The organism is Alteromonas sp. AWM4_230 (assembly GCF_056158305.1).
The window spans coordinates 3,835,130-3,858,037 of record NZ_JBSWTB010000001.1; the positions used below are offsets into that span (position 1 = coordinate 3,835,130).

The window sequence follows — 22,908 nt, forward strand, 5'->3', positions numbered from 1 at the left end:
CCTAGACGCCCATACCGAAGCTGGTCGCCAACGTACCGAAAATCAGGTTCCAACCATCAACCAACACGAACAACATGAGCTTAAACGGCAAAGATACAATCATAGGTGAAAGCATCATCATACCCATGGCCATCAATATAGACGCTACCACCAAGTCAATAATAAGAAAGGGAATAAATAGCATAAAACCAATTTGAAACGCGGTTTTAAGTTCACTGGTTACAAAAGCCGGAATTAGAATGGTTAGCGGCACTTCATCCGTATCGGCATATTTTCCTTCATCTCCAGCTATCCGTACAAACGTTTCTAGGTCTTTTACCCTTGTTTGTGAAAGCATAAATGCGCGCATGGGGCCTTTGGCTTGCTCAAGAGCGTCTAAACTGGTGAGTTGCTCGTTAAGGTAAGGCTGTAAAGCTCGCTCGTTCACCTCTTCAAACACCGGCGCCATAATAAACATGGATAGAAACAAACTTACGCCAATTAAAATCTGATTTGATGGTGATTGCTGTAAGCCAATAGCTTGGCGCAAAATAGACAACACCACAATTATACGCGTAAACGAGGTCATCATCATGATAAACGCAGGGATCAGGCTTAGCGCTGTCATGATAAACAGCGCTTGAAGCGTCATTGTGTAATCTTGCGAACCGTCTTGGTTGGTCGTAACCGTTACTGCAGAAATCCCCTGCTGAGCATAAACAGGCTCCACAAGCAGCAATAACGGTAGGATAAAAAGTAGCCAGGCAAACTTACGCATCTTTCGACTCTTCCTTTTTTTCTTTTTCTAAGCTGGGGTTAAGCTTTCCCGCCATGGCAGCTACAAGCTTTTGTTTAAAAGCATCGGCACCATTTTGCTGCTCGCCTGTGGTTTTGTTTACACCCTTTACAGGCATATCGAGGTTTTTATCTAATTTACTCAAATGGGAGATATTGTGGCTGGTAACACCAATAAGGTGCTGCTCTTCGCCCACCTGAATCACCATTATTTTTTCTTTTGTGCCAACAACCATGCTGGCCGCCACTTTCATTTGGTTTCCGCCCATCGCAGTGACATTAAATCGACGCATTACGTACGCTAAGGCAAAAATAACGCCTACGACCACCAGCAAGGAAAGGAAAATTGACAGTATTGATGTGGGGTTGGTGATTGATTGGGTCGACTGTGCAAACGCAAGCTGACTAAATAAAAGGGGCAGCATTGCGCAACCCCTTAGTTTATAAGAAGTTTTACCTGAGCTTCTTGATTCTCTCAATTTGACTAATAACATCCGTTAATCGAATACCGAATTTGTCGTTGACCACTACTACTTCTCCATGAGCAATCAACGTGCCATTAACTAATACATCTAGTGGCTCACCGGCAACGCGATCCAGTTCCACCACAGAACCCTGGTTCAACTGTAGCAGATTTCGAATACTAATTTGACTACGACCGACTTCCATCGAAATAGTCACTGGAATATCTAGAATGGTATCTAGCTTTTTCTTCTCTTCTTGCGTAATTGGCGCATCATCTGTTAGCTCGTCAAGTTCAGCAACTTGCACGTCTTCGTTATCGCCAGCCTCTTGATCCGCTTCAGATTCGGCTTGCTCGGCCATTGCCGCAGCCCAATCGTCCATACCGTCTTCACTCATGGGAACTCCCCTCTACCTTACAGGTCTTCTTCGAGTACTTGCAGCTCTGCGTCATTATCAATAATGCGCCCACCGCGGGTTAATAACTGTAGCTCAGACTTCACTGAAGTCGGTCTTGCAATTTTCTCTACTATTTTCAGCGCCAAATTATCGCGACTACGACCTAGTTTGGCTCTGAATGTAGGTAAATCCTCAATTAATACTGTGATGGTTTCCGGCATTTCCACAGGAATGATATCACCGGGTTTAAACTCCATCACATCGCGAAGCGGTACATCCACATCTAGCATGTGCGTGGTTAAACCCACTTTCACATCCATAATTTCGTCGCGAAGCGCCTTACTCCAACGTAAATCTGTATCTTCTTTATCGCTTTGAACACCTGCGTCTAGGAGTTCGCGAATAGGCTCTAACATTGAGTATGGTAATGACACGTGGAAGTCTCCACCGCCACCATCTAGCTCGATATGAAACGAACTTATGACCACCACTTCAGTCGGACTCACAATGTTCGCCATGGCCGGGTTTACTTCTGAGTCTAAATATTCAAACGACACGTCCATGACAGGCGCCCAGGCTTCTTTATAATCTTCAAAGATTATTTTAAGAAGCATTTGAATAATACGACGTTCCGTGGGCGTGAATTCACGACCTTCGATTTTCGCATGGTATCGGCCGTCACCGCCAAAGAAGTTATCTACCAGAATAAACACCAAGCGAGCTTCCATGGTGATTAGCCCCGTACCTTTAAGTGGACGGAAACGCACCATGTTCAAACTCGTTGGAACGAACAGTGTATGAATATATTCGCCAAACTTGATCATCTGAATACCGTTAATCGATACTTCAGCTGAACGTCGCATCATGTTAAATAGACTAACACGCATGTGACGGGCAAAACGTTCATTCACAATTTCGAGCGTAGGCATACGCCCACGTACAATTCTATCTTGCGAGGAGAAGTCGTACTCGAGCGTAGAAGCATCAGAGTCGCTACTGCCGACCTCTTCCTCTTCTACATCATCTACCCCGTGTAACAGGGCATCGATTTCATCTTGAGATAATAAATCACTCACCGTCTTCTACCTTACTTAGTCGATGCATTACTGCATGACAAAACCTGTAAACAATACGCGCTCTACAACGTCGCTGCCCGTAATGTCTTTCAATGCTTTTTGTACTTCAGTTACCGCTTGCTCACGAAGCTCAATTTTACCTGCCTCGGTGACAAGATCATCTGCATTTGACGTACTAAAAGCTTGCAAAAGTGTACCTTCAATAAGCGGTATATGCGTCTTTGCTAACTCTTCGTTATCAGAACCACGTACTAATAGCTGTACTTTAATTTGGACAAGTCTGTCTCGTCCTGATCCGGGCACATTGAAGACGAAGGGTCTTGGCATAGCAACGTAAAGCGCCGTACCTATTTCAGCATTACCCGAACTCGCTGCCGGTGCACTCTCAGCGGCCGCCGCAGCGTCAGCTTCAGCCAGTTGTTCGGCCGCAGGTTCATCCCCTCCTGCAAACAGTAAGAAATAAGCGGCAGCTCCACCACCTACAAGAACCACAGCGATAATGATGATCAGCATCATTTTGCCTTTCTTTTTACCGCCTTCTTCTACCTGTAACTCTTCATCAGCCATGTGTAACTCATCAGTAATATTAAGAAAAAACGTATTATCAATGTTCCATCGCAAATGGCAATGCCATTATTCGTATCTACATCCACTTGATATCGTAACCGCAGCCATCAATTACTATTGAGCGGCGTTACATCGACCTGTTTAATCGGATTCAATTGAATACATCAAACATAGCAGTCTTAAAATAATCTCACCATGCTACCTATTGATAATAGTTTTGCTTAATTTTAAGCGTAGAAATCAATTCCACCCTTGGCTGCTCGCGTCACTGATTGCTCGATAATCCGCGTTTCGCCCATGTCGTCTAAACCGTCATTTTCTCCACGGTTTTCGGTGCCGTTTCCTCTGCTATTGTCGTTTGCAAGTTGCTGGCCATTTTCGTTACCTGACGAATTATCTTTTCTTACTTCAGCATCACCTAACTCAATGCCTTGTTCAGAAAGCATATCTCTTAACTTAGGCATGGCATCGGCTAGCGCTTCCTTTGCTTGTTGAGATTGAACAACAAAGCTTACGCTTGCTGCGTCACCTGCAACGTTTACTCGAACCTGCATGCTGCCCATTTCCGGCGGGTCGAGTCGAATCTCAGCCATGGTGTTGCGCGCATTCACCATCCAGCGAATTTTTTCGTTTAGCTGCTGCTGGCCTTCTGGCTTATGAATGTTGACCGCTTTATCAAAGCCTTCAAACTGCTGCTGAGATTTTGACGCTTCAGCGCGAAGCTGGGTGTTTTCCTGTATCACCGTATCGGTTTGTCCTACCATACTTGCGAAAGCTTGTTGGGCGCTGGCCTGTGTTTGCGTCATCAAGTTAAAGAACTGACTCGCTTGGCTATCGACCCTGGCAGTCATCGAAGCAATAACGTCGGTATTTACTGCTGCCTCTTTGGCGGCATCAGTCACAATAGCCGTTAAATCAATGCCAGGCTCTCTGCCTTGCTGAACTTGTTGCTGGAATTCATTAATACCAGCAATAATGTTTGTCTTCACAGCTTGTTGTTGTGCACCACTTGGCATTACTGTAACTACACGTTCAGCAAACGCCTCGGTAGCTTTTTGTGCAGTTTGTGGGGAAAGTTCACTTAATGCAGTTAATAAGTCGCTTTGTGGATCACCGGTCATTTCAAAGCCATTGTTTGAAGGTATAGCACTTTGGATATTCATCACTGGTGCTTTGTCAGTTACCTTATTTTTGTCTGCCCCGTTAGTATTTACATCACCATTTTCTAAGACAGCTCCGTCAACGGCTACTTCAGTGGTTGCGTCAGAATACAATGCTTCTAACTTAGAGTTGGTTTCATCTGTAGATAATTGTTGCATCGCTTTAAGCTCATCAGATAACAGACTTAACACGAGAGACTCATCTGATGCGTTTTTACTATCTGCCAGCACTTCCTCAGCTCTATTGCTTACACTTTGATCTGCATTGCTATCGCTTTCTTTTTGCTGCATGAGTTGGGTAATTAACGCAGAAAGTTCACTGACATTTGAATCTAATTTATCATTGGCAAGGATTTGCGATTGCTCAACGTTTGCTTCGCCGTTAGCACTATATTGTTCGCTGCCGGTACTATTTTGTTCGCTGCCGGCACTATTTTGTTCGCTGTCGGCACTATCTTGTTCGCTGCCGGCACCACTCTGCTCACTTTCAGCGCCGAGCAGTAGTGCGGTTAAAGCACTCAGTGTTTGTTGTGCGTCAGTCGAAAGGGATTCTATGGCGATTTCGCCCTCTTTGCTGTCACCATTAAGCTGAGAAAGTAGATGCGCCATCACCGAGGGCGCGTCGCTGGCATCAACACCGTCTGGGATCTTCCAAAGCTTTCCGTTTTCTTTTACAGAAAGAACATTCACCGTCTCATCTGAAACTTCAGAAATACCATTGGTTGTTCTGTTACCAGTTTGCCCTTGAGTTTGCTCTCTGTTATCAGTGTTACCAAAGCGATCGGCTAGGGTTTCAACATAGGCAACCCAGTCGGGTTCTTCATCAGTCTTGTCCGGGTTTCCATCAGGCGTACCAGGTGTGGTAATAACGCCTGCCTCAGCATCTTTTTTGCCGCCTTCTCCAATAACAAAATCTGCTTCGGTTACAGCTTTTTGCTCAATATCACCTTGAGCGTCATCTGCTTTCAAACTGGTCTTTTCTTCACCGTCTAAGTTGCGATGCGCTTCTATAGCTTCGGCAATATCTTTTTGGGCAATGGCAGCGTTTTCTTCTTTTGTACTGGGCGTAGACTCTGCTGGATTGTCTGTCACTTTCTTATCAACAGGAAGATCGGTATGGCCCGCATCCCGGTCTTTTCCCTTCTTTACCGTTTCATTAGAAACTGAAGTGTTAGCAGGTGAGCTGGTCGAACGGCTTCTATCCCGAGACTGAGAGTTAAATGTTTCTTTGTCATTTAAAACAAAATCTGATTTGCTTGACTTTGCTTCCTGATAAAGTCGATTAAATGCTTGGTTGTTTTCGCTATTCGCTTGCTGTTGCGTACCAATACCTGTTTCAACCGCTTTAGCTGTGCTAGAAGCAGAAAAAGGTAATGCGGCAATGTCTGTTTTATGTGCGGCAACTTGTTGCATATTGTCCTACCGTCCTACATTTATCTCGTCTTTCACCAAAAAGACGTTATGTGATGCGAATCAATCACTGGGCGTTATTTTTATACAGACCGAGAGAAGTAAATCGCAAACCCACCAACGCTTATCTAAATTTCAATCACTTAGCTCTACGCAGATAACCTTTATGGCTATCGTTTGGCATTAGGTTTTATGCTCGCTTTCGTTGAATTTCATACTTTGTAATAAGTGTAGAACTTCAAAAAACACTGTTAGAGCGTAATAACCATTGCATTAAAACTAAGGCGCGCTGTTACATTTCATATTGATTTAGCAAGGGTTGAGCCAAAGTGGCTTGAGAACATACTATTTATTAGAAAGGAGAGCGCTTAGCTCTGAAAAATCGTTGTGTGGCAAATTCATCCATCATGGCCTGCTCGGCTTTGGCTTCTTTTTTCTGCTCAGCCAACTTCTTCTTATCAAGCAACAAGGTAACAGCTTTGACTTTCTGCTGCTGCTTTAGCCATATTTGCTTGCGCTGATCCGCTGCCATCTGCGCACGAGCAATCACTTGCATCTGCTGCTCACACGCTTTATCTAATTTTCCGACGAAAGATAAGTGTTGTTGATAATAAGTCGCCGTAACGCCAGCTTGACCGGTTTGCTGAATACCTTTGATATAGTCAATACGGTACTGCTCGAGGCTGGTTAGCTTTTGCTTTTGCTGATTTACGTTTTGCTGAGCCTGCTGATAATAGCGAGCTTCTCGCTGCTCTTTTTCTTGCTCGAACTCGGCTAGACGCTCTAGTTGTTTAGACATTTTTAGCGCCCTTACTCAAGAGTTCTGATTTCTTCTTCACGAGCGTTTTATTACCTTTTACTAACAAAGCCATCATCCCTGCCCTAATCCTTTGGCTAGTGCTGCCATACCTTCTAGGCTTTCGTCATAAGGAATGACTTGCTTCATTCCTTGCTGCAACAAAGCATTGATTGCGGGCTCTGCACGAATTGCTAGATCAATGCGAGGGTCGGAGCCTTTTGCATAAGCGCCAATAGAAATAAGGTCTTGGTTTTGTTTGTAGTTTGAGTAAACCTGGCGAATACGACGAGCCATTAATTGATGCTCTTCACTTACCACCATTGGCATTACTCGACTTATCGACGCCTCAATATCAATTGCCGGGTAGTGGCCGCTATCGGCAAGGGTTCGCGATAAGACCACGTGACCGTCTAAAATGGCACGAGCCGCGTCAGCAATGGGGTCTTGTAAATCGTCGCCTTCAGTGAGTACCGTATAAAAGGCCGTGATAGAGCCTTGCCGCTCGCTGCCATTACCAGCTCGTTCAACTAATGCAGGTAACCGAGCAAAGACAGATGGCGGATAGCCTTTTGTTGCAGGAGGTTCTCCCACAGCCAGCGCTATCTCGCGCTGCGCCATGGCATAACGAGTTAACGAATCAATGAGCAGCAGCACCTTCATGCCTTTATCGCGAAAATATTCAGCAATGGTGACTGCAGTTTCACAACCCTTCAAGCGCATAAGCGGTGAAGTATCGGCTGGTGCAGCTACTACAACTGCACGTTGGCGCTCTTCTTCTGTGAGGATTTCGTGAATAAATTCTTTTACTTCTCGGCCACGCTCCCCGACAAGCCCCACAACAACCACATCGGCTTCGCAGCCCCGGGTCATCATACCTAATAACACACTTTTACCCACGCCACTTCCTGCAAAGAGCCCCATGCGCTGACCTACACCCACCGTATTAAGTGCGTTAATGGCGCGTACGCCTACATCCATCGGGGTATTTATGGGACGGCGGATAAGCGGGTTCATTGGCGGTCTAGTCGTTGGCGCGCGGGCCTCGGCATTTATCTCACCTAAACCGTCAAGGGGCTGACCATTGCCATCTACCACACGCCCTAAAAGCCCCATACCTACTGGCAAACCACTTTGTCGGTTTAACGGCATCACGCGGCTTCCAGGCACAATACCGCGCACCGCTTCAGTGGGCATTAAATAAGTTATATCATCGCCAAAACCAACCACTTCGGCTTCTATCTCACCTTCAATGGTCTGTACTAAACATTGACTGCCAACGGGTAGCTGACACCCCACCGCTTCGAGAGTTAAACCGATACCACGAACTAACTTGCCGGCAGCGACTACCGGCGGAGAAGAGACCTGTTTTGTGAGGGATTCAAAATGCGAATGCCAAGGGCTAGTCATCTGACAAACCTTGGTTTAGTAAAAATTTATCTATAACGTTACGACACCGGCGCTCAACAGACACATCTACAGCGTTTTGTGCAGTGGTAATATCGCAACCGCCACGTTCCATTGCTGGGGCTTCAACCAAACTCCACCCTTTTTTGGCAATTTCTTCGTCGCCGAAATGCGCTTTTACCAATTCAATATCGTCTGGGTTCATGTGAATTTGATAGTCTTCTTGATTAATGGGTAACGCCTTAATGCCTTCGCTTAACGCTTGAAGTACCACCTGTTGGTTAGTGCTAACTTCTGTTTTAATCACAGCTTTTGCAAGTGTTACGGCAAGTTTAACCAACTGGTCACGGGTTTCATCGTTAGCCTGAGAAAGTGGGTCGTGGAATTTTTCAGCAAGCATTTGCCACACTTCGGCTTGTTCAGCCATCTGCTGGCGACCTTCTTCTAAACCTTGTTCCAAACCTTCGTTATGACCTTGTTCTTTACCTTCGACCAAGCCTGTTTCAAGACCTTCAGCTTTACCTTCTTCAAAACCTTTTTCCTTGCCTTCCTGAAAACCTTCATCATAGGCAGCCTGGCGAATAGCTTCTATCTCTTCAGCAGTAGGAGGCTTGATTTCCTCTTCAACTTCAGGGGGCTCATACTTCCAATCTGAGCGTTTGTTCAGTGCGTTGGTTGTCTCGTCTTTTCTAGCTGCCCTTGGATCATCGACAAAAGGTAGATCCCACGCTTTAGCTTCGTTTATTTCGTTTTCACTGAAATTTTTATTACCAGACATTTTTAATTACCAGAGACTTTTTATTACGAGGCTATTTATTACAAGGCTCTTTATTACAAAGTTCTTTATTACGAGACTTGGTTCTACCTCAGCTACAGCGCTAAGGGCATCAGAGCGCTTACAAGAACTCTTCACCGCCACCGCCGCCAAGCATGATTTCACCTGAGTCAGAAAGTCGACGGGCAACAGAAAGAATTTCTTTTTGTGCGGTTTCCACTTCACTGATACGAACAGGGCCAAGAGCTTCCAAGTCATCGCCAAGCATTTCAGCAGCACGCTTAGACATATTGCGCATAATTTTATCTTTAAGCTCTTCGTCAGCACCCTTAATGGCCTTAAGCAGCGCATCTTGCTGCACTTCGCGCAATATTGCCTGAATGCCTTTGTCGTCTACATCGACCAAATTGTCGAAGACAAACATAAGGTCCTGAATTTGCTGACTCATCTCTTCGTCTTGCTCGCGAATAGCGTCCATTAGCTGGCCTTCTATCGCGGTATCCAAGTAGTTCATGATGTTCGCTGCAGACTTCAAGCCGCCCATTTTCGCCGCTTGCGTTCCCGCTTGACCAGCGAACTGCTTCTCCATAATTTCGTTTAGTTCTTGCAATGCTGCTGGCTGAACCTCTTCTAGATTCGCAATACGCATCAACAGATCAAGACGTACTTTTTCTGGGAATTGCGCCAAAATTTCAGCGCTTTGCTCAGGCTCTAGATAAGACAGTACAATGGTTTGGATCTGCGGGTGTTCGTTGCGAATAATGCTCGCCACCTGCTTAGAGTCCATCCATTTCAGTGAATCTAGACCTTTTGCGCCACTGCCCATTAGGATCTGATCGATTAGGTTTGCCGCCTTGTCTTCACCTAAGGCCGCAGTTAGTGCTCGCTTAACAAAGTCTTGGCTCTGGAAGCCAATAGTGCTGTAGTTCTGAATCTCTTCAATGAAGTGTTTGTGAACTGACGTGATTTTGGTTTGCGTCATATCGTCCACTTTCGCCATTTCAGAACCCAGCTTCTGCACTTGTTTTGGTTCAAGGTGTTTTAATATCTGCGCCGCATCTTCTTCAGATAAGCTAAGTAGTAAGATGGCAGCTTTTTCTACGCCTTCTAATTTACTGACGTCGTATGACGGTTCTTCAACATTGGCAAGTTCTTCAGCCATAATCTTATCTCACTACTCGTCTTGCATTAACCAGCCCTTAACTACCTGGGCTGATAATTCTGGTTCATTGGCCACTAGGGCACGTACGGCTTTAAGTACATCTTCGTCTTTGTGCAAGTCAGGTAGCATAAGTGAGCCATCTGGCGCAAAGCCTACCTGTCCTTCGTCAAAGTCAGACGTTAACATGCTAATTGTGTCATCGCCTAAGTCTAAGCCTTCATCAGCATCAAATTCATCTGCCTCGTTAGACTCATCTGGGTTGATAAGACGACGCAGCATAGGTCGAATCACAAAGATGATAAGTACTATTATAACCAAGCCACCAACAACTAGCTTAAGAATTGGCAGAAAACCAGGCTGTTCCCACAAAGGCGCATCTTCAATTTCGCCTGCATCCATACGGGTAAAGGGTACGCTAACCACTTCTAGCGAATCGCCGCGGGTAACGTCAAAGCCAATACCGCCCTGCAATAGTCTGCGAATATTAAGAATCTCTTCTTGTTTACGCGGCGTCGGTGTCATCGCGCCGTCTTCACCCGCCACTTGGGTATAGTCCACTGCCACCGACACACTTAGTCTGCGGATTACACCTGTCTGCTTTTTGGTATGACTAATGGTGGTATCAAGCTCGTAGTTGCGCGTCGATTCTTTTGCCGTGCGCCCTGGCATGCTTTGTTGACTGCCGCCCACAGCATTTTCTGGAATATTAGAATCAAGCGGAGGCTGATTTGATAATGCGCCAGGAATACCACCCACGCCGCCACCCACGCTGTTCTCTTCGACGATCATTTCACTGCGAACCGCAGGTAAGTCTGGGTTGTAGCTGCGCTGGGTTTGCTCCATTGCCGTGAAGTCCATTGTAACGTCAGCTTGCGCCGTGTAGTTACCTATGCCCAAAACTGGAATTAGTATAGCGTCAATTTTTTCAAGATACTCTTGCTCGCGCTGACGTTCAATTTCGTACTCTTTTCTTGCACGAGCACTCATTGAATCTTGCGAGCCGGAGTTAAGCAGACGACCATTGCTGTCTGTTACCGTTACTTTAGACGGCTCCATGTTTTGTACGGCAGACGCCACGATATCAACGACCGCATCAACCTCTTCACCAGCAATGACGGCACCACGTTTAGCCGTTAGCACAACGGTTGCCGACGCTTTCTTCTCTCTTCGAGCAAAAACGTTCTCTTTTGGCATAGCTAAAAGAACACGTGCTTTTTGAATACTTGCGATATCTTCAATGGTCGAGGCAATCTGCTGTTCACGAGCGTGTTTTAAACGCTCCATTTCAACACGCTGACTTACACCAAAACCCATATCCTTCATGATGATATCGGTACCTGCATCTGAGGTTTTAGTTAACCCCTGGCGTGTCATACCCAGGCGGATATTTTGGAATTCGTCACTTCTTACATAAACAATATTGCCTTCAAGCTTATAGTCGATTTGATTCGCATCCATATAATCGAGAGTTTCGATAAGCTCTTGGGTTTCCATTTTCGCAAGGGGGCGATAATCAGGTTCTTGCGACCAGATAAGAATAAAGATTGCGATGGCAACGCAGATGACCAAAACAACCACAAGGGCCATTTGGCGCATCATATCTGCACTGCCTAACGTATCCATGAAACCAGATTTATTCTCTGGCTCATTGTCCACTGCTTGATTTTGATCAGGAACCGTAAGGTTTGTACCTGTAGCTTCAGCCATAACCTACTCCACCTACACCGGCATATTCATTATTGTTTTATAGGCTTCAAGTACTTTGTTACGCACTTGAACAGTCGCTTCAAACGCAATGCCTGCCTTTTCTTTTGTCAACATGACTTGGGCTAAACTTAGGCTTGGGTCGCCCATTTCAAAGCGCTGTTGAGCATCTTTTGACTCAAGCTGCATACCGTTTACACCATCTACCGCGTTCTTAAGCATGGTCGAGAATTCGCTTGCCGAGCTATTAACTTCACTAAGCGGCTGTTGCTGAGGCTCGTTAACTTGAAGACGAGTTTGCCCAATCATGTTCTGCATTTCTTGATACAAACTATTGGCTTTAACGTCCATAACCACTCCTAGCGTTTCTTTGAAAACCGCCTGAACACCGGCGAATACATAATCTATAAGAGTGATTTAGCAAAGGTCTTGCCAACTTTAAAAAACCTTAAATTTCAATACGATAACAGCCAAATGAGAGGGTGAGCCAAATTTATGGCGTTTGATTTGAAGGGAGTAACAAAAAACCGCCGCCTTCTTTACTTCAGAGGCGACGGATAACGGGGATGAAACGAGAGATTCAAAACAGCAGTACTATGCTGGTACTTCAATACCATCTTCACGCATACGCGCTAGTTTATAACGAAGGGTACGAGGGCTTATACCTAGCTTTTCTGCTACGTCTTTGCGCTTACCATTACACGAGACTAATGTATCAAGAATAATTTGGTGCTCCTGATAACGAAGCTCTGAGCCCAATTTGTTATCTTCAACCTGCTCTTGTGTAACTTCAAGCGGGGCCGACATGTCTTCATCAATCATTAAATCGCCGGCATCTATTTCATTGTTTTCACATAAAATTAGCGCTCTCTGAACCACGTTCTCTAACTCTCGAACGTTTCCTGGCCAGCTGTATTGCGACAATTTATTGCGTGCTGCAGCACTTAACCTGATAGTACCCAAGCCCTGTGAACTGGCGTGACGCTGAACAAGATGCTCGGCAAGTGGCACAATGTCTCCTGGGCGTTCCGATAGCGGGCGCCATTCAATGGGAAATACGTTTAAGCGGTAGTATAAGTCTTCTCTGAATTCGCCAGCATCTACTGCTTTTCTCAAATCTCGGTTACTCGTGGCAATAACACGCACATTAAGTTTAACGGTTTTACGTCCGCCAAGGCGCTCTACTTCACGCTCTTGTAACACGCGCAGTAATTTAGCCTGCAGTGCCAAATCCATCTCAGTTATTTCATCAAGTAACAGGGTGCCGTCTTGGGCTTGTTCGAACTTACCCGGACAGGCCTGAATAGCACCGGTAAAAGCCCCTTTCTCGTAACCAAACAAAGTCGCTTCCAACATATTTTCTGGAATAGCAGCACAGTTGATGGCAACAAAAGGCGCATCGCTTCGCGGAGACTGGTCGTGAATATAGCGGGATAGCACTTCTTTACCCGACCCACTTGGGCCCATGACCATAACGGTAGCTTCAGACTTCGCAACTTTCCGCGAAAGCTCAAGTAGCTTCAAACTTGAAGGGTCGGCTACGATTGGTGTACGTGACTCAATTTTTTGTGCAGGCGCGTAGCGCCCCACTAAGTTAAGCAATACTTCTGGCGCAAAAGGCTTTGAAAGGTAGTCCGTTGCGCCATCGCGCATCGCCTGAACCGCATCATCAATGGTGGCGTAGGCCGTCATTAACAGCACTGGCATATTAGGGTATTTAGCTTTAATGCTTTTTAGCAACGTTAAGCCACTCATTTCGCCCATTTGTATATCGCTAACCACTAGGTCTACATTCTGAGACGACAGCATCATTAACGCTTCTTCTGCACAATCAGCGGCAATCACGTTGTAGTTACCTAATAACAGGGTGTCTAGGAGCGCCTCGCGTAAACCCGCGTCATCTTCAACAATTAGTATGGTAGTTTTAGACATTATTCTCTCCTATGACTTACGCGACATGAGTCAATGTTTGTGAGGTTTTAGCATTCGCTGAGCACGGTAATGACACGCTAAAGCATGCCCCGCCCTCGGGTACGTCAATTACATTGAGTGCGCCGCTATGCGCACTTACCACCGACTTCACCACAGCAAGACCCAAACCGGTACCGTGAGTTTTAGTTGTAAAAAAGGGTTCAAAGATTTTGGTTTTTAACCGTTCTGGTACACCTGGGCCTTTATCAATAACTGAAACATGTAAACGCTGATCGCTTACCGATGCCTGAACATGTACACACTCACCTTTCGGGGTGACTTGGCTTGCATTATGTATGAGATTTAACAATGCCCCCTGAAGAGCAGTTAAATTCCCAGTTATTGCTGCGTTTTGCTCAAAACCTGAAAACGTTAGCTTTTGCTGCGCTTGAGCTGTCATGCTTTGAGCATTACCCTCAATGGCACCGAATAATTCAGCGAGACTAATTTTGCTTACCACTTGCTCTTCGCCAGATTTAGCAAAAAGCAGCATGTCATTAACCTGACTTTCCAGCTCTTTAAGTCTGTCTGTTAGTTTGTTCGCAAACTGTGTTTGTGCTTCTTCCCCTAGCCCTTTACGCGTTAAGTTCGACGCATAAAGCATGGCTGCAGAAAGTGGAGTTCTGATTTGATGGGCTAGTGATGCCACCATTTTTCCAAGAGAAGACAACCGTTGCATGTGGCTAACCCGCGCTTGCAGCTGACGGGTTTCAGTTAAGTCTGTGATAACAATTAGCTGACCTGGCTCGTTGTCTAGTGGGGTAATTGAAAGCTTCACTCGTCTACCATCAACCAGCGATACTTCATGACCATCGTCTGCGCGAGGCTTGAAAGAGCGAGTAATAATACTGCGCCACACTTCCTCTTCCAGCGGTTCGCCTAACAATGCTTTTGCCTGCTCGTTGGCTTGGCGAACAATGCCCTTTCCATCAATAACAATAACACCCGCTGGCATCACTTGAAGTAAATGTTCGAGTCGACTCGCCTGCAATCTCAGTGATTCAATATCATCATTTTGCGACGTTTGATAATCATCTTGAGCTACCGCCGAGCCGCCGTTAAGTGCATAGGCAGATGCGAAATACTCTGTAGAATGTTGTGTGCTGTCGAAAGCCATATTATCCTCGTCAAATTGCAGACGCTGTTTAACTATGACTTAGATGAAGCAGAAGATATGCCAACTTGATATTGGCTTATTTATCAGTAGGATAGATGGTATTTTCAAAGAAAAGCATAACGTCAATTAGCTGACATTATGCTTCTTCAGTACGCTGGATATCGTATTTCCGCATTTTTTCAACGAGCGTGGTTCTGCGCATTCCAAGCTTGTCGGCGGCACGTGCTACCACCCAATCTTGGTTTTCCAGGGCTTGTTTTATGAGATTCACTTCAAGCTCAGAAAGGTACTCTTTGAGGTTAACACCTTCTGCAGGTAACGAGGAGGACACCATACCGTTTAGGCCGTCGTGACTCTGCTCGCTAACGTCTTCTTCTGGCTCTTGCGCTGCAGCCTCGGCAAATAGTTCATTAAAGGCTTCACGCTCAAGCATTTCTTCTGGATAGTCTGGTTCGTAAGCCTGAACATCACCGTACTGATACTTTTCCGGTAAATCAGCAATATCAACAATCTGCCCAGGGTAAAGAATGGTTAATCGCTCAACTAAATTTGAGAGTTCACGAACGTTCCCCGCCCACTCATGCTCCATTAGCGACGCAATGGCTTGCTCGGTAAAACGCACGCTTTCAACGCCATCCCCTTGAATTCGGCTATTCAATTCCTGAAGCAATAAGGGAATATCGTCTTTTCTTTGTCTAAGCGCAGGACTGTCGATTGGGAAAACGTTGAGTCGGTAGTACAAGTCTTCTCGAAACTTGTCTTCGCTGATCATGGTTTCCAAGTTGCGGTGCGTTGCCGCAATTATGCGCACGTTGCATTGAAGGGGCTTATTCCCGCCTACGCGTTCAAACATACGTTCTTGCAACACACGTAATAACTTAACCTGCATTTGAAGCGGCATATCACCGATTTCGTCGAGGAATAATGTGCCGCCCTCAGCTAACTCGAAGCGCCCTTTACGCGCACTGATAGCGCCTGTGAAAGCGCCTTTCTCGTGACCAAACAATTCACTCTCTAAAAGCTCGCCGGGAATAGCGCCGCAATTTACCGGAATGAATGGACCGTCTTTACGTTCAGATAAGAAGTGAACATTGCGCGCAACCACTTCTTTACCGGTTCCAGACTCACCTAAAATCAACACGGTGGCATCGGTAGGCGCGACTTGCTCAACTAAGCGCCGCACAATTTGGATTTGCTCACTTTTACCAATTAGGCTTCTAAATAACCGCGTTTTTGTACCTGCCGCTCGAGATAAGCCTGGTTTACGTCGAGAGTATTCTTGGCAACGATGTATAGCCTGCGTTAAAACAGGGTACGTTAACGGTGTTGCAATAACACTAACCAGATTACAGCTTGCAGACGCCTGTGTATTACTTTCAACTAAAGCGACAAACGGTATGTGTGGAAACTTTTCTACCAGATTACTTACAGCAGTGGGCGAGCGGTACTCGATAAGCACGGCGTCTGCACCACTTTCATGGAGGTATCGCTCGCATTCACTGAAGCCTCGTGACTGGCACGACTCTCCCATGAAGGTAACGATAGTTTCCAAGTTTTGAATAAGTTCCTGATTATCACTAATCAGCAAAATGTTCTTCATCAATTCCCCGAGAACGCTTTGTTATTATTTACAGTTTAGCGCATTTCTAAATTGTAACGACAAAAGATCGGAGCGCAACCGCTGTTTTGGGAAATATATCAATAAAAAAAGCAGGTTACCCTGCTTCTTTCGATTAAATTTAGCCTAAGCCACACCATCTAGTCTAGCTTAATAACGATAAAACTTGGCTTTGTTGTTGGTTCGCTTGGGCTTGAACGGTAAGTGCAGCCTGACCTATTACGTCATTTGATGCTTGTTGCGAAGTCGCTTGCGCAAAATCTAAATCTTGAATACGACTTCGCGCTTCCGCAGTATTTACGTTAGCTTGCGTGAGTGAGCGTGCTGCACTTTCAAATCGATTTTGCGTAGCGCCTAAATCGCCCCGTGCACTGCCGAGAGTTTCTATAGCCGCGTCTGCTGCCCCTAGCGCATCTTCAATACTGGTGCCTGAGGTAATATCGATAGATAGAACATCGTTTAGCTGCGCCGCAACATCCTGCGTGTTAACACTAATTGATTGACCAGGGCTAGAACCTGACTGAAATTCAAGTGAGCCATTTTCAGATAATAACGGCTTGCCAGCAAAATTTGTTTGCTCGATATTTTGCGAGATATTTTCTTGTAGCTGGGATATTTCAGACTGAATAGCACGGCGATCGCCACTGCTAAGCACACCATTACCAGATTGCAAAGTAAGCTCGCGAATACGGTTGACGTCGTCGTTTATGCTTCCGAGTCCGCCTTCTGCAACCTGCGCGACAGAGATGCCATCGTAGACGTTGTTTAATGATTGACGATTTCCCTCTACTTCCGAGGTCAGCCTATCGATAATTTGTTGGGCTGCTGCGCCGTCAGATGCATTGTTAACTTTTTTACCGCTGGCAAGCTTCTCCATCAAGGATTCTTGCTTCTCTTGTACTTGGCTGAGAAGTGAGGTCGTTGAGCTATTAACTTGCATGACAATTTCCTAAAATTCGTAACACACTAAGTGTAGCAGAAAGCTGAGCAAAATGTAGTCAGCCATTTGTATAACAGTCGATACGTTCAACCTCAACTCTATACGCTCATGGAATAGTTTGACTTGCCGATAAGTTATGAGTGTACAATTTGTTTATTTTCAGGGATTAATGCTATGACTACTGTGGTGACGTACGGCACCTTTGATCTTTTCCATATAGGGCATGTTAGGCTTTTAAAGCGATTACACAGCTTAGGCGATAGATTAGTGGTTGGCTTGTCCTCTGATGAATTCAATACGGTAAAAGGTAAAAACGTAGTTATACCTTATGAAGACAGAAAGGAAATTTTGCTCTCCTGTCGTTATGTTGACGACGTCTTTCAAGAAAACTGCTGGGAACAAAAGCGGGAAGACCTTGAACGAGAAGGTGCTGAAATATTTGCAATGGGTGATGACTGGATTGGCAAGTTCGATGACCTACAAGATATCGTTAAAGTTGTGTATTTACCCCGTACACAAGATGTTTCAACCACTGAACTTAAAACCGTTATCAGCGAAATTCAAAATGAGAAAATTCGCGAAGTGCAGAGTTTGACAGAGCATTTACGCACATTAGTACAAAGACTTTAGCACCTCTAATTAATGCTCCAATATTGTTATTCAAACGGACATAAAATCTACAAAGGAAAAGCACAATGCGAAGCTTAATACTTCTAACCCAAAACCAATATTCAGTGGTTTCGCATTTTTTTAGTGGTATTAAACTCGCCCTAGAAAACATGGGTTACGCCGTCGATATTCTTTATTGCGATAATCCAGAAACAATTGCTAAAGGGTTCGTAAAATTAGCCCCCATAGAAGCGTATGATCACATATTTAGTTTTAATGGTAACGGCTTAGGCAAAATAACGGATTCTTTCAACACGCTTGCATTTGCAAAGTTAAAGCCTGTCTACGTTTATTGTGTAGACAATCCAATTCACGTTATTCCTCGCTTTTATGGGCATCCAGTTACCGTGCTATGTGTAGCAGAAGAGCACGTGGCACTTATGCGGCAATTTGGACACAAGGCATCCTACTTTCCCCATGCAGTAATGGACAGCAAGAAGTGTTATCCCGCGCCAGAGATAGACAATAAAAACGAAAATATTCTTTTCCCGATATCTTTTATGAGCAGTGAAAGCGCAAAAAGTGCATTAACTCCCGTCTGGGAGCAATTAGGCGAAGGGATCGATGCATCAAATTCCGTAACAGACTTTTTACGAGTGATTGGCGTTGTGCCGACTGAAACATCGCCAGCGAGGACTAAATTTGACGAAAATATACGCCGAATTACCGTATTGGTTGATCGATTTCTTCGAGCACGTGAACGAGAACTGTGCTTGCTTTATTGCGCATCACGAAAAATAAAACTAAATGTAGTAGGTCGTGACTCGCTAAAATTTAGGGCACTCACTGATTATCACGACTATAACGAAGCCATCAATTTCTCAGATTTACTCAAAGAAATGTCTTTATCCCGGTGGGTTTTACACCAATCTCCAGGTTTCGAGGAAGGATTGCATGAACGTATTGTATACCCGCTTGTATGTGGGACTCCCGTTGTCGTATGGAAATATCCTCATGTACTAAGCGCGATGAGAAACAAAGGGGTTGTTGATTTTGCCGATTATGATGCGTTGAACAAAGAGGATTCTTACATTCAGTTACTTACCAAAGGAAAGCAAGAAGTCCTAGACCACCATACGTGGTCACAGAGACTATCTGCGTTATTGACCGACACCAAATAACATTCGACGATTGGAAAAAGAAATGAACGTAGCCATAATCCCCGCAAGGGGCGGAAGCAAACGCATTCCTAAAAAAAATATAAAACCGTTTTGCGGTAAACCTATGGTTGCCCATGCAATAGAAAATGCGTTGGCAAGCCCCTACGTAGACAAAGTCGTGGTTTCAACAGATGATGAATCAATTGCAAACGTCGCAAGAAATTATGGTGCTGAAGTGCCATTCATGAGACCTGCAGAATTGGCAGATGATTACACAGGCACTAGTCCTGTGGTTCGCCATGCATTGAGCACCCTGTTAGAAAAAGGCTGGGATATAAACTATTGCGCCTGTGTTTATGCAACATCGCCTCTTCTGACCACATCATTAATTAATTCTTGCTATGAAATGCTAATGAACGCTGACAATACAGACTACGTATTTACAGCGGCAAGATTCTCATTTCCAATTCAACGGGCGATATTACAAACCGAAAATGGCGGCGTAAAACCTTTTGACGAGTTTGGCATTACTCAGCGCTCACAGGATTTACCACCAGCCTTTCATGATGCAGGACAGTTGTATTGGGGCCATCACAAAACCTGGCTTGATACTACCAAACGTATTTTCGGTGCCAACTCTAAAATGGTAGTAATGCCAGACCACTTAGTGCAAGACATTGATACACCTGAAGATTGGGTTAGAGCTGAACTGCTTTACAAGCTTTTGCAGAGCGAAAACGTAAAGTGAGGATTGTTTTTAGGGTCGATGGTACGGCCCAAATAGGACTCGGCCACGTTATGCGTTGCTTAACCTTGGCCACACAATTACTTCCCTTACACAGCATAACATTTCTGTGTTGCGCGCTGCCTTTAACTTTACAACAACGGATACAGCGTGCTGGAATTACATTATTGAACACGCCACCGCTTCATAAGGGCGAACGGGAAAGTAATGCTTCGGCGGTCTTAAATGAAGTAGAACAAGCCTCTCATGCTGCTCACTGTATAGCGCTTCTTGACGATATTAACGATGAGCCTATCGACATTCTTATAGTGGACCACTATCAGCTATCGGCTTCGTTTAGTAAAGTAATGCGCAGTCGCTGCAAACATATTGCTGTCATTGACGATTTAGCGAACCGCCAGCACGACTGTGACGTGATTTTAGACCAAAACCTCTTTGAGGACTTTGAATTCCGATACGATCAGCTTGTTCCTCCTCATTGCCAAAAACTCTTGGGACCCGAGTTCGCTATTTTGAGAAATGAGTTTTACGGCTCAACACCAATGCCTAGAAATGACAGCCATATTCTGGTCTGCTTTGGCGGCAGCGATCCTATAAATTTAACGGAGCGCGTTGTTGATGTTTTAATTGAATTAAAGTCTTTAACTTTTTCTGCCGATATTGTTGTCGGAGCGGCTTATTCCGGCGTTAATGCGCTTAAAGCAAAAGTTAATTGCCTACCGAACGCGAAGCTTCACGTCGCTTGCGGTCACATATCCGAGCTTATGAAAGCGGCCAATACAACGATTGGCGCTGGAGGTTCGATGCACTGGGAGCGCGCAGCATCGGGGGTAGCAGGCATAATTATTACATTGGCTGATAATCAAGTTGAAACAACGCGGTGCCTGCACGAACGGCATTGCTGTTTGTGGCTAGGAGCATGTGACGAGGTCACTAACGAAGATATTAGCAAGGCCGTTGAATTTGCGATAAATTCGCCGCAAGAAATGCGTAAACTAGCAAACAACGCGGTATCTTTGGTGAGCGCAAACAAAAATCCATCTTTTGTAATGGATACTATATTGAACATTGTTACGAGGTAGTCATGAAACCAATCACAATCGGTGATATTCAAATTGGTCCGGGTCTCGCTCCCTTTATCATCGCAGAAATGTCTGGAAATCATGGACAATCATTGGAAAAAGCCTACCGACTCATTGATGCAGCTGCAGACGCTGGCGCACATGCCATAAAATTGCAAACCTATACGCCAGACACGATCACTTTGGATTGTCATGAAGGCGAATTTTTTATTGAAGACCCAAGTAGCCTTTGGAAAGGAAACTCTTTGTATAACCTCTACAAAGAGGCGATGACGCCTTGGGAATGGCACAAGGAGCTATTCGACTATGCCAAAGAGAAAGGCCTATTGGCATTTAGCACGCCCTTCGATTTAACCGCTGTCGACTTCCTAGAAACATTGAATCCACCTTGCTACAAAGTAGCGTCTTTTGAAAATACTGACCACGCTATCCTAGCGGCTGTAGCAAAGACAGGGAAACCCGTTATTGTCTCTACAGGCATGGCTAGCCAAGCAGAAATAGCCGAGTCTGTTGAAGTACTCCGTTCCAATGGGTGTGATGACATCATATTACTCAAGTGCACCAGTAATTACCCAGCAAACCCGGTAGACGCCAACTTAAAGACAATTCCTCATTTGAGCGAACTTTTCGACTGTCAAGTTGGACTTTCCGACCATACACCGGGGGTGGGGGTAGCTGTCGCCGCGGTGGCACTTGGCGCAACAGTAATTGAAAAGCATTTTGTTTTAGACAGAAGCGGTGGAGAGGTAGATGCAGAATTTTCTCTTGAACCCCATGAAATTAAGCTGCTTGTTGAGGAAACGGCGCGGGCAGCGGTAGCCATTGGCAAGGTGAGTTATGGCGCCACCGAGCGAGAAAAGGCCTCGTTGGTACACCGACGCTCTTTATACATTGCCAACGATATGAAAGCCGGCGATACATTAAATGCGGAGAATTTACGCTCTGTTCGCCCAGGGCTTGGGTTGCCTCCCAAATACCTTCCCCTTTTGCTTGGGAAGCAAATCAAGCGCGACGCACCAAAAGGTACCCCTATGAGTTGGGAGCTACTGTGAGATGAGAGCCATTCTGTTCGGTGCTAGTAAGGCCGGAGAAAACTACATTTCTAATCACCCAGATATAGAAGTCGTGGCATTCACGGATAACGATAGTGCGAAACACGGAACTCGTTTTATGGGTTATCCCATCATTGCACCCGCAGATATCAATACTCACGATGTCGACAGCATAATTATCACCAGTCAGTGGGTTGATCAAATCTATTCCCAACTTACCGAAGAAATGGGTATTGATGAGTCGAATATCATTGTACCGACTAAGCAGTCGGTAAAAGCTGCCCTGCCTTTCGAAGACCATGAAACGTTAGCCTTTGCCCAGTCCGTAATGCGTACGCTAAATCAATACTTCGTTTCCCACAACATTTCAGCGTGTCTAGATTCTGGAACTTTGCTAGGTGCTGTGAGAAATAAAGGGCTCATTCCTTGGGATGACGATATAGATTTAGCTGTAGATAAAGACAATTACGAAAGGTTACAGGCATCGCTACCTGAGCTTTATAAATTATTAAACACAAACTATGACATAAAGTGGAACATCGTCATCATCACGGTCAACGATATAGACTGTTGTATCAACCTAGAGTTTAGCAATTCATCACACACCCAATTAGTCCCTTTTGATATAAGCATACAGCGCAGAGAGTCGATAAGTGGTCTATCTGAGCTCTTGTCCTCGGGCGGGCTGTTTTTTGCCCCCGCTAAACATTTCGACAGCTACGAGCCAATCGAGTTTTTAGGTGAAACCTTTCTTGCCCCATTCGATGCAGAAGGCTTTCTCACATTTATGTACGGACATTGGCAAACGCCCAAAAAAACGACACAAATTACGGAATACGAAAATAGAAGAGCATCGATGTCAGCACCTAGAACAGGTATAAGCGTGCAAAAACGCACGCTTTCTCAATGAGCGTTTATACTA

At 45.2% G+C, this 22,908-nt stretch carries 22 protein-coding genes; 6 read left to right on the plus strand and 16 right to left on the minus strand.

The window, feature by feature from the left end:
• Nucleotide 1 precedes the first annotated feature (1 nt).
• The 16 genes from fliP to ACXACS_RS16645 all read right to left on the minus strand — a co-directional run bounded on the left by fliP (nucleotide 2) and on the right by ACXACS_RS16645 (nucleotide 17,338).
• Nucleotides 2-757 carry a flagellar type III secretion system pore protein FliP gene (fliP, locus tag ACXACS_RS16570; RefSeq protein ID WP_474808199.1) on the minus strand — a complete coding sequence of 252 codons (756 nt, stop codon included), beginning with the start codon at nucleotides 755-757 and terminating at the stop codon, nucleotides 2-4.
• A complete protein-coding gene (gene fliO / locus ACXACS_RS16575; RefSeq protein WP_474808201.1) occupies nucleotides 750-1,199 on the minus strand; it encodes a flagellar biosynthetic protein FliO in 450 nt (149 codons plus the stop codon). Before fliO ends, fliP begins: the two co-directional genes overlap by 8 nt.
• Before the next feature lie 28 nt (nucleotides 1,200-1,227).
• Entirely contained in the window at nucleotides 1,228-1,635 is a 408-nt protein-coding gene (gene fliN / locus ACXACS_RS16580) for a flagellar motor switch protein FliN (protein WP_012517672.1), read from the minus strand.
• Between the two features lie 17 nt (nucleotides 1,636-1,652).
• Entirely contained in the window at nucleotides 1,653-2,711 is a 1,059-nt protein-coding gene (gene fliM / locus ACXACS_RS16585; protein ID WP_118489991.1) for a flagellar motor switch protein FliM, read from the minus strand.
• Between the two features lie 27 nt (nucleotides 2,712-2,738).
• Nucleotides 2,739-3,278, minus strand: a complete 540-nt coding sequence (fliL, locus tag ACXACS_RS16590) for a flagellar basal body-associated protein FliL (RefSeq protein WP_461851373.1) — start codon at nucleotides 3,276-3,278, stop codon at nucleotides 2,739-2,741.
• 227 nt (nucleotides 3,279-3,505) lie between these two features.
• Nucleotides 3,506-5,851, minus strand: coding sequence for a flagellar hook-length control protein FliK (locus tag ACXACS_RS16595; protein WP_474808204.1), 2,346 nt, complete (start codon nucleotides 5,849-5,851; stop codon nucleotides 3,506-3,508).
• Between the two features lie 349 nt (nucleotides 5,852-6,200).
• Nucleotides 6,201-6,647 (minus strand): flagellar export protein FliJ, encoded by a 447-nt coding sequence (gene fliJ, locus ACXACS_RS16600; protein ID WP_461851375.1) that lies wholly within the window; start codon nucleotides 6,645-6,647, stop codon nucleotides 6,201-6,203.
• A gap of 72 nt (nucleotides 6,648-6,719) precedes the next feature.
• Nucleotides 6,720-8,054, minus strand: a complete 1,335-nt coding sequence (gene fliI, locus ACXACS_RS16605) for a flagellar protein export ATPase FliI (RefSeq protein WP_474808206.1) — start codon at nucleotides 8,052-8,054, stop codon at nucleotides 6,720-6,722.
• On the minus strand, nucleotides 8,047-8,829 hold the full coding sequence (gene fliH, locus ACXACS_RS16610; RefSeq protein WP_474808208.1) for a flagellar assembly protein FliH: 783 nt from the start codon (nucleotides 8,827-8,829) through the stop codon (nucleotides 8,047-8,049). The genes fliI and fliH overlap by 8 nt, the downstream gene beginning before the upstream one ends.
• Nucleotides 8,830-8,947: 118 nt before the next feature.
• A complete protein-coding gene (fliG, locus tag ACXACS_RS16615) occupies nucleotides 8,948-9,988 on the minus strand; it encodes a flagellar motor switch protein FliG (protein ID WP_025254367.1) in 1,041 nt (346 codons plus the stop codon).
• Between the two features lie 12 nt (nucleotides 9,989-10,000).
• Entirely contained in the window at nucleotides 10,001-11,695 is a 1,695-nt protein-coding gene (gene fliF, locus ACXACS_RS16620; protein ID WP_474808211.1) for a flagellar basal-body MS-ring/collar protein FliF, read from the minus strand.
• Nucleotides 11,696-11,707: 12 nt separating this feature from the next.
• Complete coding sequence (fliE, locus tag ACXACS_RS16625) at nucleotides 11,708-12,043, minus strand: flagellar hook-basal body complex protein FliE (protein ID WP_474808213.1); 336 nt, start codon at nucleotides 12,041-12,043, stop codon at nucleotides 11,708-11,710.
• 243 nt (nucleotides 12,044-12,286) lie between these two features.
• Nucleotides 12,287-13,624 (minus strand): sigma-54-dependent transcriptional regulator, encoded by a 1,338-nt coding sequence (locus ACXACS_RS16630; RefSeq protein ID WP_474808215.1) that lies wholly within the window; start codon nucleotides 13,622-13,624, stop codon nucleotides 12,287-12,289.
• A gap of 16 nt (nucleotides 13,625-13,640) precedes the next feature.
• Complete coding sequence (locus tag ACXACS_RS16635) at nucleotides 13,641-14,780, minus strand: sensor histidine kinase (RefSeq protein WP_474808217.1); 1,140 nt, start codon at nucleotides 14,778-14,780, stop codon at nucleotides 13,641-13,643.
• Nucleotides 14,781-14,916: 136 nt separating this feature from the next.
• Nucleotides 14,917-16,380, minus strand: coding sequence for a sigma-54 dependent transcriptional regulator (locus ACXACS_RS16640; protein WP_474808219.1), 1,464 nt, complete (start codon nucleotides 16,378-16,380; stop codon nucleotides 14,917-14,919).
• A 163-nt stretch (nucleotides 16,381-16,543) separates the two neighbouring features.
• Complete coding sequence (locus ACXACS_RS16645; RefSeq protein WP_474808221.1) at nucleotides 16,544-17,338, minus strand: flagellin N-terminal helical domain-containing protein; 795 nt, start codon at nucleotides 17,336-17,338, stop codon at nucleotides 16,544-16,546.
• Nucleotides 17,339-17,512: 174 nt separating this feature from the next.
• On the opposite strand from ACXACS_RS16645, the gene ACXACS_RS16650 reads away from it, so the two are divergent.
• The 6 genes from ACXACS_RS16650 (at nucleotide 17,513) to ACXACS_RS16675 (ending at nucleotide 22,896) form a co-directional block, all read left to right on the plus strand.
• Nucleotides 17,513-17,968: an FAD synthase family protein gene (locus ACXACS_RS16650; RefSeq protein WP_474808223.1), complete on the plus strand. Its 456-nt coding sequence runs from the start codon at nucleotides 17,513-17,515 to the stop codon at nucleotides 17,966-17,968.
• A 65-nt stretch (nucleotides 17,969-18,033) separates the two neighbouring features.
• Nucleotides 18,034-19,128, plus strand: coding sequence for a hypothetical protein (locus tag ACXACS_RS16655; RefSeq protein WP_474808225.1), 1,095 nt, complete (start codon nucleotides 18,034-18,036; stop codon nucleotides 19,126-19,128).
• A 22-nt stretch (nucleotides 19,129-19,150) separates the two neighbouring features.
• Complete coding sequence (pseF, locus tag ACXACS_RS16660; protein ID WP_474808226.1) at nucleotides 19,151-19,855, plus strand: pseudaminic acid cytidylyltransferase; 705 nt, start codon at nucleotides 19,151-19,153, stop codon at nucleotides 19,853-19,855.
• Nucleotides 19,852-20,934, plus strand: coding sequence for a UDP-2,4-diacetamido-2,4,6-trideoxy-beta-L-altropyranose hydrolase (gene pseG, locus ACXACS_RS16665; RefSeq protein ID WP_474808228.1), 1,083 nt, complete (start codon nucleotides 19,852-19,854; stop codon nucleotides 20,932-20,934). Before pseF ends, pseG begins: the two co-directional genes overlap by 4 nt.
• Nucleotides 20,935-20,936: 2 nt before the next feature.
• Nucleotides 20,937-21,986, plus strand: coding sequence for a pseudaminic acid synthase (gene pseI, locus ACXACS_RS16670; RefSeq protein ID WP_474808230.1), 1,050 nt, complete (start codon nucleotides 20,937-20,939; stop codon nucleotides 21,984-21,986).
• A gap of 1 nt (nucleotide 21,987) precedes the next feature.
• Nucleotides 21,988-22,896 (plus strand): LicD family protein, encoded by a 909-nt coding sequence (locus tag ACXACS_RS16675; RefSeq protein WP_474808232.1) that lies wholly within the window; start codon nucleotides 21,988-21,990, stop codon nucleotides 22,894-22,896.
• Nucleotides 22,897-22,908 lie beyond the last annotated feature (12 nt).